This is a genomic window from Pantoea rwandensis (assembly GCF_000759475.1).
GTDB lineage: Bacteria > Pseudomonadota > Gammaproteobacteria > Enterobacterales > Enterobacteriaceae > Pantoea > Pantoea rwandensis_B.
Window position 1 is genome coordinate 2,238,672 of sequence record NZ_CP009454.1, and the last position, 17,182, is coordinate 2,255,853.

14 protein-coding genes and 1 tRNA gene are annotated in these 17,182 nt (G+C 53.7%); 11 read left to right on the plus strand and 4 right to left on the minus strand.

The genetic code is table 11. The features are described from left to right. Nucleotides 1–394 precede the first annotated feature (394 nt). Nucleotides 395–1,693: an NCS2 family permease gene (locus tag LH22_RS10175; protein WP_231638511.1), complete on the plus strand. Its 1,299-nt coding sequence runs from the start codon at nt 395–397 to the stop codon at nt 1,691–1,693. Between the two features lie 258 nt (nt 1,694–1,951). After that, nucleotides 1,952–2,641, plus strand: coding sequence for an MICOS complex subunit MIC60 (locus LH22_RS19935; RefSeq protein ID WP_234472761.1), 690 nt, complete (start codon nt 1,952–1,954; stop codon nt 2,639–2,641). A gap of 48 nt (nt 2,642–2,689) precedes the next feature. On the opposite strand, the gene LH22_RS10190 is transcribed toward LH22_RS19935, so the two are convergent. After that, complete coding sequence (locus LH22_RS10190; protein ID WP_038646283.1) at nt 2,690–4,138, minus strand: AMP nucleosidase; 1,449 nt, start codon at nt 4,136–4,138, stop codon at nt 2,690–2,692. 402 nt (nt 4,139–4,540) lie between these two features. Here LH22_RS10190 and LH22_RS10195 point away from each other — a divergent pair, with 402 nt between their 5' ends. The 9 genes from LH22_RS10195 (at nt 4,541) to ybiX (ending at nt 14,698) form a co-directional block, all read left to right on the plus strand. Then, a complete protein-coding gene (locus LH22_RS10195) occupies nt 4,541–5,599 on the plus strand; it encodes a branched-chain amino acid ABC transporter substrate-binding protein (RefSeq protein ID WP_160868152.1) in 1,059 nt (352 codons plus the stop codon). A gap of 80 nt (nt 5,600–5,679) precedes the next feature. Beyond that, nucleotides 5,680–6,594 (plus strand): ABC transporter permease subunit, encoded by a 915-nt coding sequence (locus LH22_RS10200; protein ID WP_038646285.1) that lies wholly within the window; start codon nt 5,680–5,682, stop codon nt 6,592–6,594. Between the two features lie 10 nt (nt 6,595–6,604). Further along, complete coding sequence (gene livM, locus LH22_RS10205) at nt 6,605–7,888, plus strand: high-affinity branched-chain amino acid ABC transporter permease LivM (protein WP_038646287.1); 1,284 nt, start codon at nt 6,605–6,607, stop codon at nt 7,886–7,888. Continuing rightward, nucleotides 7,881–8,756: an ATP-binding cassette domain-containing protein gene (locus tag LH22_RS10210; protein ID WP_038646289.1), complete on the plus strand. Its 876-nt coding sequence runs from the start codon at nt 7,881–7,883 to the stop codon at nt 8,754–8,756. Before livM ends, LH22_RS10210 begins: the two co-directional genes overlap by 8 nt. Beyond that, nucleotides 8,749–9,498: an ABC transporter ATP-binding protein gene (locus tag LH22_RS10215; RefSeq protein WP_038646291.1), complete on the plus strand. Its 750-nt coding sequence runs from the start codon at nt 8,749–8,751 to the stop codon at nt 9,496–9,498. Before LH22_RS10210 ends, LH22_RS10215 begins: the two co-directional genes overlap by 8 nt. A gap of 120 nt (nt 9,499–9,618) precedes the next feature. Next, nucleotides 9,619–11,031, plus strand: a complete 1,413-nt coding sequence (locus tag LH22_RS10220; RefSeq protein WP_034824533.1) for an EmmdR/YeeO family multidrug/toxin efflux MATE transporter — start codon at nt 9,619–9,621, stop codon at nt 11,029–11,031. 135 nt (nt 11,032–11,166) lie between these two features. After that, on the plus strand, nt 11,167–11,334 hold the full coding sequence (locus LH22_RS20710; protein WP_167540446.1) for a hypothetical protein: 168 nt from the start codon (nt 11,167–11,169) through the stop codon (nt 11,332–11,334). Between the two features lie 359 nt (nt 11,335–11,693). After that, nucleotides 11,694–13,973 carry a catecholate siderophore receptor Fiu gene (locus tag LH22_RS10225; RefSeq protein ID WP_038646293.1) on the plus strand — a complete coding sequence of 760 codons (2,280 nt, stop codon included), beginning with the start codon at nt 11,694–11,696 and terminating at the stop codon, nt 13,971–13,973. A 47-nt stretch (nt 13,974–14,020) separates the two neighbouring features. Next, nucleotides 14,021–14,698, plus strand: a complete 678-nt coding sequence (gene ybiX / locus LH22_RS10230; RefSeq protein ID WP_038646295.1) for a PKHD-type hydroxylase YbiX — start codon at nt 14,021–14,023, stop codon at nt 14,696–14,698. Nucleotides 14,699–14,952: 254 nt separating this feature from the next. Here ybiX and LH22_RS10235 read toward each other — a convergent pair. The 3 genes from LH22_RS10235 to LH22_RS10245 form a co-directional block, all read right to left on the minus strand. Next, nucleotides 14,953–15,028: transfer RNA gene (locus LH22_RS10235), tRNA-Asn, on the minus strand. 103 nt (nt 15,029–15,131) lie between these two features. Beyond that, nucleotides 15,132–15,899, minus strand: coding sequence for a DgsA anti-repressor MtfA (mtfA, locus tag LH22_RS10240; protein WP_038646298.1), 768 nt, complete (start codon nt 15,897–15,899; stop codon nt 15,132–15,134). A 170-nt stretch (nt 15,900–16,069) separates the two neighbouring features. Then, nucleotides 16,070–16,750, minus strand: coding sequence for a hypothetical protein (locus LH22_RS10245; protein ID WP_038646300.1), 681 nt, complete (start codon nt 16,748–16,750; stop codon nt 16,070–16,072). Between the last annotated feature and the right edge of the window lie 432 nt (nt 16,751–17,182).

A 17,182-nucleotide genomic window follows, 5' to 3' on the forward strand; every position in this document is an offset into this window, starting at 1 on the left:
AGGGTTAAAAAGCAGTGTAACCCGATGTTTTTAAGCTGCTGCCCTATGCTGCAGAAACGTGAGCGCCATCGCTGAGCAGTGTGCGAAAGCGTGCGGTGCCGCAATCTTTTTTCTCCTGAGGGCAGTAGAAGGGAAAACGATTGCGCAGCCATGGTGCAATGCACCATAATCGCGCCCTGATCGGGTTCAGAATTATCCTAACCGTAACCGCATTTTGAAACGTAAACGATTGCGTACGGTGATGGCATAGCTATTGCTATGTGGACAGGGGAAAGCGGAAGGTGTGTCTGCCTTGGGTCCAGCGTGTGTCGCTTTCATCAATACAATAATTAGTTTGTTAACCACATTGGCAAGAGAGAACGTGCACCCGTGCCGTCTCCGCTCATGAGAGATGATGATGTTAGAAAAACTCTTCAAACTTAAAGCGCACAACACCACCGTGCGCACCGAAATCATTGCGGGTATCACTACCTTCCTGGCCATGGCCTACATTCTGTTTGTTAACCCGAGCATTCTCGGTGCGACCGGCATGGATAAGGGTGCGGTCTTTGTGGCGACCTGCTTAGCGGCGGCAATTGGCTGTGTGCTGATGGGGCTGATCGCCAACTATCCCATCGCGCTGGCACCGGGCATGGGTCTCAATGCTTTCTTCACTTATACCGTTGTGCTGCACATGGGTTACACCTGGCAGATCGCACTCGGTGCGGTATTCCTGTCAGCGGTGATCTTCTTTGCGCTGTCAATTTTTAAAATTCGTGAGTGGATTATTGCCAGTATCCCGCTTCCCTTGCGCGCGGGTATCGCTGCGGGTATCGGCTTGTTCCTGGCATTGATCGCGCTGGAAGGCGCGGGCATCGTGGTGGATAACCCGGCAACACTGGTTGGCCTGGGCGATCTGACCAAACCGGGTCCGCTGCTGGCTCTGTTAGGGTTCTTCATCATTGTGGCACTGGAAGCGCGTCGCGTAACCGGCGCGGTGCTGATTGGCATCCTGATTGTCACCTTTATCTCGATGGGGATTGGCCTGACGCCATTTGGTGGCGTGTTCTCCGCACCACCGTCAATTGCACCGACCTTTATGCAGTTGGATATCGCGGGTGCGTTTAACGTGGGTCTGGTGAGCGTCATCTTCGCCTTCCTGTTTGTGGATGTGTTCGATAACACCGGCACGTTGCTGGGTGTGACCAAGCGTGCCGGTCTGGCTGATGAGCAAGGCAATGTGCCGAAAATGGGTCGTGCGCTGATCGCTGACAGTGCGGCTGCACTGTTTGGTTCATTACTGGGCACCTCAACCACCACCAGCTATGTGGAATCGGCTGCGGGTGTCAGTGCTGGTGGTCGTACCGGTTTGACGGCGATTGTGGTTGCGGTGTTGTTCCTGCTAAGCCTGTTCTTCTCACCGCTGGCCGGAAGCGTTCCGGTATACGCTACCGCACCGGCATTGCTGTTTGTGGCGGTGTTAATGGCTTCTGGTCTGGCCGAAATCGACTGGAAAGATATCACCACGGCTGCGCCAGTGACCGTGACCGCGCTGACCATGCCTTTGACTTACTCAATCGCTAACGGTATCGCCTTCGGTTTCATTACCTGGACCGTAGTCAAACTGCTGAGTGGCCGTACGAAAGAGATCAATGCCGCACTGGTGATTCTCTCGATTCTGTTCGTTATCAAACTGGGCTGGCTGAGCGCTTAAGTTTTGGTTTCCGGAAGCCCGCTCGGGCTTCCGTGTTTTCAGTTTCATCCCCCGCAAATATTTCCTGTGCGATTTCTCGCAATCCTTCGCTGTGGCGGCTTTTGTTATTTCTCTGCCAGTTTTAGCCTGTGCGGCGTATTGATGCCTGCCTGATTTTTTTTGCCGTGTATGGCGGGTTCGTGGAATGTTTAATCGGCTCGAATCTGTTTCACTACTCTGCAAGGTGAAGAGGTAGCCGGGACGCTCTGGAGGTTTGTAATGGAATACGCCATGCGTACTGCCCCGTTTCTTCCGCCACTTATTTACGTCGTCAGGAATATCGGAGGTTCAAAAATGGAAGAGCTTACTCAACGAGTCGGGTTGTTGGAAAAGACCACCCATCAAATTCAACAGGATGTTGCCGTCCTGACCGCGCGATCGGAGAATTTTGCGACCAGAGCTGATATCTGCACGCTGCGTAGCGAACTGCTGGGTGAAATGGGACAGTCGGAAAAGCGTAGCGATGGCAAGTTTGACAAGATGGCGCTGAATTTCGACGACAAGCTTGGAAAAATGGCGTTGCACTTTGACGATAAATTGGAAAAGTTAGAAGTGCGTATCGACGGCAAGCTGGACAAAATGGCGCTGCACTTTGACGATAAACTGGAAAAGTTAGAAGTGCGTATCGACGACAAGCTGGACAAAATGGAACTGCGCATCGACGACAAGCTGGACAAAATGGAACTGCGCATCGATGACAAGCTGGACAAAATGGAACAACGCATCGATGTGAAGTTTGAACGCATGGATGAAAAATTCGAGAAGAAATTTGTCAGGATCGATGAGAAGTTTGAAAAGCTGAATGTGAAATTTGAAAAGCTGAATGATCGACTAACCTGGTCAATTATGGTGCCCGCTATTCTGGCTGTGCTGGCCTGGTTTGTGAAAGACCTGTTGGTGAAAGTTTGACCTGTAATCCAATATCATTCCGGCCCCAGTGGGACCGGAATGAAGCATTTACCTGAACGGTGGTTCATTAAAGGTGCGCAGTTTCCTTGAATGCAACTTATCGCCCTCAGCACGCAGCAGCTCAACCGCGCAGATGCCGATCTGCAGATGCTCAGAAATCGCCCCTTCATAGAAGCGATTCGCCTGGCCCGGCAGTTTAATTTCGCCGTGCAGTGGTTTATCCGACACGCACAGCAAGGTGCCATAGGGAACGCGGAAGCGATAACCCTGTGCCGCGATAGTGGCGCTCTCCATGTCTACCGCGACCGCGCGGCTCAGGTTGAAACGCAGCGCGGAAGCGGAGTAACGCAGCTCCCAGTTGCGATCGTCCGTTGTTACCACCGTACCCGTGCGCAGCCGCTGTTTCACCTCTTCTCCCGGCATGCCGCTCACGGCCTTAGTGGCGTCATACAGCGCTCGCTGCACTTCAGCAATGCTTGGAATAGGAATGTCCGGCGGCAGCACGCTATCCAGCACATGGTCGTCTCGCAAATAAGCATGCGCCAGCACGTAATCACCGATGGTCTGGCTTTCGCGCAGGCCGCCGCAGTGACCAATCATCAACCAGGCGTGCGGACGTATCACTGCGAGGTGGTCGCAGATGGTTTTGGCATTGGACGGACCCACACCAATGTTCACCAGTGTGATGCCACGACGATTTGGTGACGTCAGGTGCCAGGCGGGCATCTGGTGCTTTTTCCACGCCAGATCAGACATCATTGCTGTGGGATCCTGGGTGTCAGCGGTGATCACCACATCGCCAGCACAGGCAAGGCTGTCATAAGGTGTGGAGGGATCCTGAACCTGTTCAATGGCCCAACGCACGAACTCATCAACATAACGCGTGTAATTGGTAAACAGCACAAACGGCTGGAAGTGCTCCACAGCGGTGCCGGTGTAATGGCGTAAACGCGCCAGAGAGAAGTCGGTGCGCAGCGCATCGAAATGTGACAGCGGGAAAATCGCGTTGGCATGGAAGAGGCCGTCTGCGGTTTCATCGCCAATCTGTGACAGTTCAGTGGTAGGGAAATGGCGCGCAATGCTGGCGCTCATCGAGCGATCCAGTGTCAGGCCATCGATCACGTAGGGGTACGGGATCTCCTGCTGGGAAGGCACCACTTCAACCAGGACGTCGTACTCTTTCTCCAGCATCTGCAGCTGCTCACTCAGATAGTGGCGCAACAGTGCCGGGCGGGTAATGGTGGTGCTATAACTGCCGGTGTGGGTAAAACGTCCCCATGCACGAGTGCGGTTTTGCTGTGGGCCTTCACCCAGCCAGGTGATGCGCAGTTCCGGATAAACAAACAGGCCTTTCTGTCGCGCATCCTCATCCGGTAGCGTGCCCTGTGTCGTGAAATCGCGAATCGCATTACGCAGTGCTTCCACCGCACTGTCATACAGGCGCTCCAGCTCATCCAGTGCTTGCTGGCTACTCAATCCGTTCCGTTGCGTATTCATAGATTCTCCTTCAGGAAACGTGGACCGATTTGACCAGAGCATAGCGGATAAACACCCCAGCACGATGAATAATCTGTGATCGACCGCATTCTGCACCATCACGGTGCTGGTATGCGGCTTAACTCTGGCTATGTTTATGATTAGCAGGGATGTCAACTCGCGCCTTGTCTGCCCTGGCGCGATGTCACTGCAAAAAGCTGCCACCGACCGTCTTCTTTGGCGAGTTTCTTGCTTATTTCATAACCGTGGCCCTACCAGCCACACTATGCGCTGCAAAAGTTTCAGAAATTGATTTCTCCCAGGCCGTGGTATGGCTCCGTTCCTGACCCGTTGAGGATTGAAAGCATGTCTTTGAAATTCATGAAACACCCAGTGAAGGTGGTACTTGCAGGTTGCCTGAGCATGGCATTTTACGCTCAGGCGGATATCAAGATTGGTGTGGCAGGCCCGTTCTCTGGCCCGAATGCGACCTACGGGGCGCAATATTGGAAGGGCGCAAGTCAGGCAGCCGATGATATCAATGCCGCTGGCGGTATTAACGGCGAAAAAATTGTGCTGGTGCAGGGCGATGATGCCTGTGAACCCAAGCAGGCGGTGTCGGTAGCAAACCGACTTGTCGATCAGGACAAAGTGATGGCGGTGGTGGGGCACTTCTGCTCCTCTTCCACCATGCCCGCGTCAGAGGTGTATGACGAAGCTGGCGTGCTGGCGATTACTCCCGGATCAACCAACCCGCAAATTACCGAGCGCGGCATGAAAACCATGTTCCGTATGTGTGGCCGTGACGATCAGCAAGGCGCGATTGCAGCGGACTTCATTATCGACAAACTGAAAGCGAAAAAGGTGGCGGTCATCCATGACAAAGACACTTACGGTCAGGGGCTGGCCGATGCCACCAAAGCTGCGCTGGAAAAACGCGGAGTAAAAGAGGTGCTTTATGAAGGGCTTTCTCGCGGTGAGAAGGACTTCAATGCGCTGGTCACCAAGATTGGCGCGGTGAAACCCGACGTGGTCTATTTTGGTGGCTGTCACCCGGAAGCCGGTCCTTTGGTGCGCCAGATGCGTGAACAAGGCGTGAATGCCGCCTTCTTCTCCGGTGACTGCATCGTGACGGAAGAGATGGTAACAGCGGCAGGCGGCCCTCAGTACACCAAAGGGGTATACATGACCTTTGGCAATGACCCGCGCACCATTCCGGATGGCAAAGCGGTGATTGAGAAGTTCCGTGCCAGCGGTTTCGAACCGGAAGGTTACACCCTGTACGCTTACGCCTCTGTGCAGGCCATTGCGGCGGCTTACAAAGCGGCGGGTAAAGACAACGCGAAAGCCAGCGATTGGTTGAAAGCGAATAGCGTTGACACCGTCATGGGTAAAAAAGCCTGGGATGGTAAAGGCGATCTGAAAGTCTCGGATTATGTGGTTTATCAGTGGGATGACAAAGGCAAATATCACCAACTGTAATTCGATACGCGGCCCCGTATCACGGGGCCTTTCGCCATTGGGCGCGAGGTATGCGCTCCCTTTACGCGCGGGATGGATTTATGGACGCCTTCTTCTTACAGCAGTTGATCAACGGCCTGACGCTGGGCGCAGTGTATGGGTTGATCGCCATCGGTTACACCATGGTTTACGGCATTATCGGCATGATCAACTTCGCGCATGGCGAGTTGTATATGATCTCCGCCTATTTGTGCGCGATAGGCTTAGCACTCCTGAGCTTCTTCGGTATTCACTCCTTCCCGTTGCTGATTTTTGGCACTTTGCTGTTCACCATTATTGTCACGGCGGCTTATGGCTGGGCCATCGAGCGTATTGCTTATCGCCCCCTGCGTAACTCGACACGTCTTGCACCGTTGATTTCCGCCATCGGCATGTCGCTGATTCTGCAAAACTACGTGCAGCTCAGCCAGGGCCCCAACCAGCAGGGCATTCCGACGCTGCTCACGGGGGTGTTGCGCATGGAAGTGGATGGCGGCATTGTGCAAATCACCTGGACCAAGGTCTTTATCCTGATAGCCGCGTTTTGTGGTATGGCGCTGCTCACCTGGATTATTCAGTACACCAAACTTGGGCGCATCTGCCGGGCTGTTCAGCAGGATCGGCGCATGGCATCCATTCTTGGCATTAACACCGATCGCGTGATTTCGCTGGTGTTTGTCATCGGCGCAGCCATGGCCGGACTGGCGGGTGTGCTGGTGACCATGAACTATGGCACGTTTGATTTTTATGCGGGATTCATCATTGGTATCAAAGCCTTCACGGCGGCGGTGCTGGGCGGTATCGGTTCTCTACCTGGTGCCATGCTCGGTGGACTGCTACTTGGGGTAGCGGAAGCGCAGTTTGCGGGGCTGGTTAACTCTGACTACAAAGATGTGTTCTCGTTTTCGCTGCTGGTGGTGATTTTAATCTTCCGTCCGCAGGGACTGCTGGGTCGTCCGCTGGTCGCGAAAGTGTGAGGAAGCCACGATGAATGCAATGACGCAAAAAGCGGGCGTGCGTGAAGCATTGCTCGACACGCTGCTGGCGGGAGTAATTGCGCTGGTGGTGTTTGGTCCGATTGTGGGTGTGGTGCTGGATGGTTACAGCTTCAAACTGTCGCCGCAACGTGTAGCGCTGTTGGTGGGACTGGTGATGGCAGGGCGCTTAATGCTCAGCCTGTTCACCAGTACGCTTTATGGTCAACGCTTTATACGCAAGTTTGAAGGCAATGATGATGGCGTATATGTCCGCGAGCCGGGTTATCGCTCGCGGATGCGCTGGATATTGCCGCTGATACTGATTGCTGCGCTGGCCTTTCCTTTTCTCTCCAGTAAATACCTGCTAACGGTCGCTATTCTGGGGCTGATTTATGTGCTGCTGGGGCTAGGGCTCAATATTGTGGTGGGGTTGGCCGGATTACTCGATTTGGGTTATGTCGCATTTTATGCCATCGGCGCTTATGGCCTGGCGCTGGGCTACGAGTACCTCGGCCTGGGGTTCTGGAGTATGTTGCCGATCGCGGCATTAATGGCGGCGTTTGCCGGAGCGTTGCTGGGGTTTCCGGTGCTGCGCATGCATGGTGACTATCTGGCGATTGTGACCCTCGGCTTTGGTGAAATCATCCGTCTGGTCTTAACCAACTGGTTGTCATTTACCGGCGGCCCCAATGGCGTATCGGTGCCTTCACCGACATTTTTTGGCCTCGAATTTGCTCGCCGGGCGCGGGACGGGGGGGTGCCTTATCACGAGTTTCTGCATCTCGATTACAACCCCAATATGAAATTTATCTTCATTTATGTGGTGCTGGTACTCGTGGTGCTGCTGGTGCTGTTGATCAAGCATCGGTTAACGCGCATGCCCATTGGCCGCGCCTGGGAAGCATTGCGGGAAGATGAAATTGCCTGCCGCGCCATGGGGCTTAACCATGTACTGGTCAAACTCTCCGCCTTTATGTTGGGTGCCTCGACAGCCGGGATTGCCGGGGTGTTTTTCGCCAGCTATCAGGGGTTCGTCAATCCCACTTCCTTTACTTTTTTCGAATCGGCATTAATCCTGGCGATTGTGGTTCTGGGGGGGATGGGCTCGACACTCGGCGTGGTGCTTGCCGCCTTTGTGCTGACGGTCGCGCCGGAACTGCTGCGTAGTTTTGCCGAATATCGCGTGCTGCTGTTTGGCATGCTGATGGTGTTAATGATGATTTGGCGACCACGCGGATTGGTTCGTACCGCGCGTGTGGGTGTTCCGCTGCGGAAAGGAGTGCGCCATGAGTGATGCCATTCTACAAGTTGATCACTTAATGATGCGCTTTGGCGGCATCAAAGCCCTGAACGATGTCAGCCTTTCTGTGGCGCGCGGTTCGGTTACCTCATTAATCGGTCCGAACGGGGCGGGAAAAACCACGGTGTTCAACTGCCTGACCGGGTTTTATCGCGCCACCGGCGGGCGCATCATACTCAATGCCCACCAGCGCAGTACCGACGTGATTCAGGTACTGGGGCAAAAAATTCATCCGCAGGACTGGCTTCATCCGGCACGGCTGGGATCGCGTGTTTGGTACAAAATGTTTGGCGGCGCGCATCTGGTTAACCGTGCTGGACTGGCGCGGACGTTCCAGAACATCCGCTTGTTTCGTGAGATGTCGGTGGTAGAGAACCTGCTGGTGGCGCAGCACATGCAGGTCAATCGTCAACTGCTGGCCGGTGTATTGAATACCCGTGGTTATCGCGAAGCAGAAAACCGCGCGTTAGACCGCGCGTTCTTCTGGCTGGAAAATGTGGATTTGGTCTCCAGCGCCAATCGACTGGCTGGCACGCTCTCGTATGGTCAGCAGCGCCGACTGGAGATTGCGCGCGCCATGTGCACGCGACCGGAACTCATTTGCCTGGACGAGCCCGCAGCGGGACTCAATCCCGTTGAAACCGATGCGCTGAGTCAGATATTGCATCGCTTACGCGCCGATCACCGTATCAGCGTGTTGTTGATTGAGCACGACATGCCGATGGTCATGCGTATCTCCGATCACATTGTGGTGCTGGATCATGGCGATGTTATTGCACAGGGGACGCCGCAGCAAATTCGCCACGATCCCAACGTTATCGCCGCTTATCTCGGCGCAGATGAGGAGAGCGACCATGACTGAACCGATGTTAAGTTTTGAACAGGTGGACGTGTTTTATGGCCCGGTTCAGGCGCTCAGACAGGTTTCCCTGACGGTGAACCAGGGGGAAACGGTGGCGCTGATCGGCGCTAACGGCGCGGGAAAATCTACGCTGCTGATGTCGATTTTTGGCCAGCCGCGCATTGCCAGTGGTGACATTCGCTTACGCGGCGAGTCGATCAGCCATCGCAGCACCCATTTTATCGCCGCCAGCGGCATTGCGCAGGCGCCCGAAGGCCGCCGCATCTTTCCCGATATGACGGTGGAGGAGAACCTGCTGATGGGCACGATTGCGGTGGGCGACCGCTTTGTGAAAGAGGACAAGGAGCGGATGTACCAGCTGTTCCCACGTCTGCTCGAACGCCGCAAACAGCGTGCGATGACGCTTTCCGGGGGTGAGCAGCAGATGCTGGCGATTGCGCGTGCGCTGATGAGCCGCCCTAAATTGTTACTGCTGGATGAACCGAGTCTCGGGCTGGCGCCGATTGTGGTGAAGCAGATCTTCAACATCCTTCGCGAACTCACCCAGCAGGGCATGACGCTGTTCCTGGTAGAACAAAATGCCCGTCATGCGCTGCGACTGGCCGATCGCGGTTATGTGATGGTCAACGGAGAGATAAAACTGAGCGGCAGTGGGGAAGAACTCCTAAATAACGATGAGGTGCGCAGCGCTTATCTCGGTGGTGCAGCGGATCCTGCGGTGGTGGCGACAAAAAGTTTGTAATAATGATTAAATGGTGATGGGAAACACTTTGCATATTTCTCAGTGGCCTATCATCATTATTACTCTTCTTCCTCTCCAAAGTGATTTGGTACTCCCTTGCAAAATCCTGGCGTAGCAGTGATGCGGGCGGTCAGAAATACGGCGTGGTATCCGAAACGTCGCTCTTATCGCACGCTGTTGTGGCGTGAAATTACCCCGTTAGCCGTGCCCATCTTTATTGAAAATCTGTGCGTGATGCTGATGGGCGTCCTGAGTACTTTCCTCGTGAGCTGGCTGGGGAAAGAGGCGATGGCGGGCGTGGGTCTGGCCGACAGCTTCAACATGGTGATTATCTCCTTCTTTGCGGCGATTGATCTCGGCACCACGGTGGTGGTGGCCTTTAGCCTTGCCAAGCGCAACGGCAAACGCGCGCGCGCAGCTACGCGGCAGTCGCTAGGCTTGATGACGGTGCTGGCATTCGTGCTGGTGATTGTGATTGAGATCTGGGGGCATCTGATTATCGATGTTATTGCGGGCAGCGCGGAACCCAAGGTGAAGGAACTGGCGCTGAGCTACCTGCAAACGTCGGCGTGGAGCTATCCGGCCGCGGCGATCGCCCTGATCGGTAGCGGCTCGCTGCGCGGAGCGGGAAACACCAAAATTCCGATGCTGATTAATGGCGGCATGAATATCCTTAATATCGTGATCAGTAGCGTACTGATTTATGGTGCGATGGGGTGGGAAGGGATGGGCTTTGTCGGGGCCGGGTTGGGATTAACCATTTCACGCTATATCGGCGCGGCGGCCGCCATTTATGTGCTGTATCGTGGCATTACGCCGGCATTAAGAATCAGTATCGCCAGCTATTTCCGTCGCTGGGATCGCAACATCCTGATGGAAGTGCTGGGGATCGGGGTACCGGCCAGTATTGAGTCGGTGCTGTTTAACGGCGGTAAATTGCTGACGCAGATTTTTGTGGCAGGTATGGGCACCAATGAAATCGCGGGTAACTTTATCGCGTTCTCCATTGCCACTTTAATTAACCTTCCGGGCAACGCCCTCGGTTCGGCTTCCACCATCATTACCGGTAAGCGGCTGGGTAAAAATCAGGTGATGCAGGCGGAAAGGCAGATTAAACATGTGTTCTGGCTGGCGATGATTGGGCTGTGCACACTGGCATTGATTACCGTACCACTGGCGGGCACGCTGGCTAAATTTTACACCCGCGATCCCGAAGTTATCGAAGTCACCAAACACCTCATCTGGCTCAATGCGGCCTTTATGCCCATCTGGACCGCATCCTGGGTGCTGCCTGCTGGTTTGAAAGGCGCGCGCGATGCGCGTTACACCATGTACGTGTCGATGTTCAGCATGTGGGGTGCGCGCGTAGTTGCCGGCTACGTGTTGGGGATCATGCTCGGTATGGGTGTGGTCGGGGTGTGGCTGGGTATGTTCCTCGATTGGACGGTGCGCGGTGTGTTCTTCTGGTTCCGTTTGACCAGTGGCAAGTGGCTTAACAATTATCGACGCATGCTGGCCAAAAGCCGGGCATAACCTGCATGGCCGCCGTAGCAGTAGGCGGCCATGAATATATGCATTAATTGGGATTCCATCGCATAACTAATCGTTTTGGTTATAAAGCAAGTTACGCTTTACTGTCAGGGTCAACCATTACTGGAGAACCTGACGATGAAAACGATGCTGTCACAGTGGTTCCATCGCCTGATCAACGCCACATCGACACCCGCTGAAGAGCGTGAATTCGATCTCAGCAATCATATTGATCTGCTGATCCCGGTCAGCCAGCTTTATGGCATTGAATTCCACCCGTCGGTTTATCGCTACTATGAGCGATGAACGCCTGCATCACGTTATGCGTTACAGCTACTGGAATGAACTGTGCGCGCTGCTTAAAAACCCGCTGCCCTGTCCAGCGGGTTTTTTGTGCCTGAATGATAGCCCTTCCTGACGACTTCTTGAGCAAACCCTGACGCAACTCTCCTGCTGGCACTGATTGTATTAATTATGTAAGGCCACCGTAAAGAAATGTATTCCCAAGCCGCTGCGCTCATGCAAGAATAAAAAAGTAAATGATAACCATTGGCGTTATCATTTAGGTGTTGCATCCCGAGGCAGTGGAGGTCAGGGCAGGTTACATGCGCTGATTTGCCGGATGCGATGAGCCCGTCAATAACGATAAGAAATTTACCTTTTAAATGGAAAACAATCGCAATTTGCCGTTTGGCAGTTTCAATTCGCTGACCCTGTTCACCGGGCTATGTATCGGTATTTCACCTGCTGCCGCTCTGGCCGCTGATAATGCCAACAAAAAAACAGACGATACTCTCGTGGTGACGGCGCAAACGCCTTCACTGTATGCGCCTAATACATCTGCCGATCCCAAATTCACGCGCCCGCTGGTGGATACCACCCGCACCATGACGGTGATTCCTGATCAGGTTATTAAAGATCAAGGCGTCAATAACCTGACCGATGCACTGAAGAATGTGCCAGGTGTGGGGGCGTTTTATGCTGGGGAAAATGGCAGTTCTTCGACCGGTGATGCCGTGTATATGCGTGGCATGGATACGTCGAACAGCATCTATGTGGACGGTATTCGTGATATTGGTAGCGTGACACGCGATACCTTTAATACTCAGCAGATTGAAGTGATTAAAGGGCCGTCCGGCACCGATTACGGTCGCAGCGCGCCGTCGGGTTCAATCAACATGATCAGTAAGCAGCCGCGTCTGGACACGGGCCTGGATGCATCGGTCAGTGTCGGTAGTGCGTGGATGCGCCGCGGTACGCTGGACTATAACCAGGCTATCAACGACAGCAGCGCGTTTCGCCTCAATCTGATGGGCGAGAAAACCCACGATGCCGCACGCGATAATGTGCAAAATGAGCGTTATGGTGTCGCGCCTTCACTGGCATTGGGTCTGGATACGTCAACACGTTTATACCTGAACTATCTGCATGTACATCAGAACAATACGCCAGATGGTGGCATCCCAACCATCGGCCTGCCGGGATACGCATCGCCGACGGCAGCCACTTCTGCACTCAACCATTCTGGCAAAGTGGCGACCAGCAATTATTACGGCACCGATTCCGATTTCGATAAATCCACCACGGATAGCGGCACCGTTCGCTTCGAGCACGATCTCAGCGACAGCACCACGATTCGTAACACCACACGTTGGTCGCGCGTGAAGCAGGAGTATCTGCTGACCGCAGTAATGGGCAGCACCATTACTACGCCAAATCCTAATGATGTTGGCACCTGGACCTGGACGCGCAACGTAAACCTGAAAGATGTCAGTAACCGCATTCTTACCAACCAGACCAATATTACCTCGAAATTCTATACCGGTTCAGTGGGGCATGATGTCAGTGCTGGCGTGGAATTCACGCGTGAAAACCAGACCAACTACGGCGTCAACGCCATTACTGCGCCTGCGGTTAACATCTACCATCCGATCAGCAGCATTTCTGTGGGAGGGCTGGATCGCAACGGCGCCAATGCCAACGGGCAGACCGATACCACCGGAATTTATGCCTTCGATACGCTGGCTATGACCAAAAACTTCGAGCTGAACGGCGGCATTCGTCTTGATAGCTATCACACCGATTATGACAGTGCCACGGCGTGTGGCGGCAGCGGGCGCGGTGCACTAGCGTGTCCGACGGGCATCGCACGCGGCACGCCGCTCACTACCGTTGATACGGCCAAGTCTGGCAATCTGGTGAACTGGAAAGCGGGTGCGCTCTATCGTCTGACCGAGCAGGGCAATGTTTACGTCAACTATGCTATTTCTCAGCAGCCTCCAGGCGGCAGCAGCTTTGCGCTGGCGGCAGGTGGCACCGGCAATAGTGCTAACCGCACTGATTTCAAACCGCAAAAAGCCAAATCAAGCGAAGTGGGAACCAAATGGCAGGTGCTGGATAAACGCCTGTTGTTGAATGCTGCACTGTTCCGTACCGATATCGAGAATGAAGTGGACGCTAACGACGACGGCACTTATTCGCAAACCGGTAAAAAACGCGTAGAGGGCTATGAGCTTTCAGCTACCGGCAACATCACCCCAGATTGGGAAGTGATCGCCGGTTACACCCAGCAGCACGCTTCGGTGAAAGAGGGCGCAGCGGTTGCTCAGGATGGCTCTTCTGCTATCGCTTATACACCGAAACACGCCTTCACCTTGTGGACGCAATATCAGGCCACTGATGCGATTTCTGTTGGCGCGGGTGCGCGTTACGTGGGCAGTTTGCGTCGCGGCAGCGATGGTGCGGTAGGCACGCCAGACCATACAGAAGGATATTGGGTGGCCGATGCGAAGCTGGGCTACAAGGTTAATAATAACCTCGATCTGCAGCTCAACGCGTACAATATTTTCGATACCAACTATGTGGCTTCCATCAATAAGAGTGGTTACCGCTACCATCCGGGTGAGCCACGTACCTTCCTGTTAACGGCAAACGTGCACTTCTAAGATTCACCATGGGGCGTTCGCGCCCCTATTTATGAGAGAACACCGCGATGATGTATCACATTCCTGCAGTACTGACGCCAGAAGACGTGGCGAATTTCAGTTCGCTGCTGCAACAGGCCGAATGGATTGACGGACGCGCCACGGTGGGCAGCCAGGGCGCCACGGTAAAAAATAATCAGCAGATTGATACGCGTACGCCGCTTTATGATCGCTTGCAAACCGCAGTGATGCAGGCTTTGAACAACAATCCGCTGTTCTTCTCTGCTGCACTACCGCGCTCCATTTCTACACCGCTGTTTAACCGTTACGAACAGGGTGAAACCTACGGCTTTCACGTTGATGGCGCGGTGAGACATAACGGTGCCGCTGGCTGGATGCGAACCGATCTCTCGGCCACGCTCTTTCTCAGTGAACCTGACAGTTATGACGGCGGCGAACTGGTGATTGAAGACACTTATGGTCAACATAAGGTGAAATTGCCTGCCGGCCATCTGGTGCTTTACCCTTCGAGCAGTCTGCACTGTGTCACACCGGTGACGCGCGGCGCACGTGTGGCGTCGTTTCTGTGGATTCAGTCGATGGTGCGTGATGATAAGCAACGCGCCATGCTGTTCGAACTGGACCGCAATATCCAAAGCCTCAAAGCGCGTCATGGTGATAGCGATGAGCTGCTGTCCCTGCTGAACATGTATCACAACCTGTTGCGGGGGTGGACGGAAGTGTAACGAATGAGGGGGGCTTGCAGAGTGCACGCCTTCACCTGATGACGCAAAGGTTCATATTTGAACCTTTGACCTGTTCTATTGAGCGTCCTGGCGTTTAAAATTCAAATCACGCTATGAAAGGCTCAATAAATGAACCTTAAGCGCGCAAAGTCTGGTGAGTGATGTCGAAGTCAGTGTGCCAGAGACGAGGGAGCAACCGTGTGATTAACAGCAAAAAGCCCGCTCAGGTTTCCCTGAGCGGGCTTCTCTAAATATGGCTCCTCTGACTGGACTCGAACCAGTGACATACGGATTAACAGTCCGCCGTTCTACCGACTGAACTACAGAGGAATCGTGTGAACGAGGCGCATATTAATGGCACCTCCTGAATGTGTCAACAGCTAGAAATACATTTGCATTCAACTGGCTAGCAATAGTACAAAGCGATCGCGATTTAATCAGAACCTGCTGAAAGACGCGCCATCGGGTCCTGACGATAAAACAGTTGTAAGTGGCGATACATCGCAGGGAAGCGATCCGCCAGTAAATCAGGGGCGCTGAAAAAGTATTCCGACAGCACTGCAAAGCATTCGGCAGGATCGCTGGCAGCGTAGGGATCGATAGTCGCCGCCTGTTCACCCACCAATTCCACTTCCGCCTCAATCTCTTCCATCGCCTGTAGCAAGTCCTTCTCCCATTGGGCGACATCTCGTAAGGCAATGGCGGGAATACCGCTGGTATAGCCGCTGCCGCGTGCATCGAGTTTATGCGCGATTTCATGGATGACGAGGTTGTAGCCGGAAAGGTCGAAAGAGTCCTGAATATCCAGGGCATTTAACACCACCGGACCTTGTGTCCAGCTTTGACCAGCATGCACTGCAGGTGCCTGGTGGACTAAGCCGCTGCTGTCTTCCCAACGGTCGTCAACATTGAAGGGCTCGGGATAAATTAACACTTCATGAAAGCCATCCAGCCACTCCAGACCGAGCTTCAACACGGGCAGGCAAAACAGCAAGGCAAGGCGTGCCAGCTGTCGTTCGTCGAGTTGCAGTCCATTCAACAGCGAGATTTTTTTTTGTTGCAGAAAGCGTTGGGCAAGCGTGGTCAGGACGCTTTGCTCTTCAGTCGTCAGCAGCGAGAAGATCGGTTGCGCCAGCGCCTGTTGCCAGGGAAGTGCCGTGACGGTTGTATCTACCTGCGCATTCCATGGCCATTTGAACATCGCGCGACTCACTCTGCAGGGCGGAAAGGGTTATCCTGGCGCGACAAAAAAGAAAATGCCAGCGCGGAATCAAAGCCGTGTATTCAATCAGTTACTGCAGGTTTTTTCTGTGATTAAGATGGCAAAGCAGGAAAATTGCCCTCACCCAGGCGGGTGAGGGCTGAAGACAGTTAACTCTCGCGATCAACGCGTTGAAACTCGATCACCCATACCCACGGGTTCACTTCCCAACTGGTGGCGCCATACTGCTTCTGCCACGCTTTACGATAGGCTTCTTTCGGCGATTCTGCGTTCATGTTCATCGTGAAGAAGTTATTCAGGAAGTGCGTATCTGTTTGTACGCCTTCAGCCATGATGTCATCTTCACTGATGTCCTGAATCTTTTCAGCACGTACCGAGGTAATCGCCAAATCAATACGGCTGGCCCAGCGCGGCATATGAATCGCCGTTTGCCAGCCAAACTGCTCGGCGTGCTCCACATCGTCATCCAACTGACCCAGTTCATTGCTGTCGGAACGATACTGACAGAAAGCCGGGCTACGGAACGGCAGTGGATCGCGTTCATATTCGGCGAGTTGCTCTTCTGGCACGATGGGGCCGCGCCAGGTTTCACGCACCCACAATCGGTCACCTGCCTGGCCAAACGGGCAGTGCGAGCTGACATCTGCCATCGACATCAATTTATAGCCATGCAAATGGTTGGCGCTAACGTCAAATGCATGCACGCCTTCGTGATGATCCTGGCCTGGGCCAAAAGCCTGGGTTTTCATAATGCGCCGGGTTTGCGTCTGCTGGCCAACCAGCAGGGCGCGGACCCGCTGTTCGGAAAAAAGAATCGGCCGTTCTTTCATTACGTACCTCATGTAGTGTTACTCACCCGGAAAACTTCGACGAATCACCCGCATCAGCAGATGTGAGAGTTAGCATAATGGGTTTGAATCAATTTGCTTAATAATTTGTCGCCTCAGTATCAGGCTATTCCTGCATATTCCGGTTTTAAAAATGGCGCTTAAGCAAAATACATGCTGGAAATGCCTTCTCAGGCGAGAGAAAACCAGAAATATCCCCTATACAGTACGTTATAACGGCCTGCATGGGAATCTTTTCAGATTTTCCCGTGAGCGTTTATCGCTTTTACCTTGTGATAGTTAGCATCATTAACTGGAATAATTCAAAAGCGTGAATACTGTTGATGGTGGAAATAGATTACGCCTGTTTAACAGAGTTATTTAACTGCAATGACGCTAAGGAAATGCCTAAAACGTGATCTCCGCTGGGAAAGC

Coding starts and splice junctions, on each gene's coding strand:
- LH22_RS10175 (WP_231638511.1), top strand. CDS start 395: ATGATGTTAGAAAAACTCTTCAAACTTAAAGCGCACAACACCACCGTG.
- LH22_RS19935 (WP_234472761.1), top strand. CDS start 1,952: ATGGAATACGCCATGCGTACTGCCCCGTTTCTTCCGCCACTTATTTAC.
- LH22_RS10190 (WP_038646283.1), bottom strand. CDS start 4,138: ATGAATACGCAACGGAACGGATTGAGTAGCCAGCAAGCACTGGATGAG.
- LH22_RS10195 (WP_160868152.1), top strand. CDS start 4,541: ATGGCATTTTACGCTCAGGCGGATATCAAGATTGGTGTGGCAGGCCCG.
- LH22_RS10200 (WP_038646285.1), top strand. CDS start 5,680: ATGGACGCCTTCTTCTTACAGCAGTTGATCAACGGCCTGACGCTGGGC.
- livM (WP_038646287.1), top strand. CDS start 6,605: ATGAATGCAATGACGCAAAAAGCGGGCGTGCGTGAAGCATTGCTCGAC.
- LH22_RS10210 (WP_038646289.1), top strand. CDS start 7,881: ATGAGTGATGCCATTCTACAAGTTGATCACTTAATGATGCGCTTTGGC.
- LH22_RS10215 (WP_038646291.1), top strand. CDS start 8,749: ATGACTGAACCGATGTTAAGTTTTGAACAGGTGGACGTGTTTTATGGC.
- LH22_RS10220 (WP_034824533.1), top strand. CDS start 9,619: ATGCGGGCGGTCAGAAATACGGCGTGGTATCCGAAACGTCGCTCTTAT.
- LH22_RS20710 (WP_167540446.1), top strand. CDS start 11,167: ATGAAAACGATGCTGTCACAGTGGTTCCATCGCCTGATCAACGCCACA.
- LH22_RS10225 (WP_038646293.1), top strand. CDS start 11,694: ATGGAAAACAATCGCAATTTGCCGTTTGGCAGTTTCAATTCGCTGACC.
- ybiX (WP_038646295.1), top strand. CDS start 14,021: ATGATGTATCACATTCCTGCAGTACTGACGCCAGAAGACGTGGCGAAT.
- mtfA (WP_038646298.1), bottom strand. CDS start 15,899: ATGTTCAAATGGCCATGGAATGCGCAGGTAGATACAACCGTCACGGCA.
- LH22_RS10245 (WP_038646300.1), bottom strand. CDS start 16,750: ATGAAAGAACGGCCGATTCTTTTTTCCGAACAGCGGGTCCGCGCCCTG.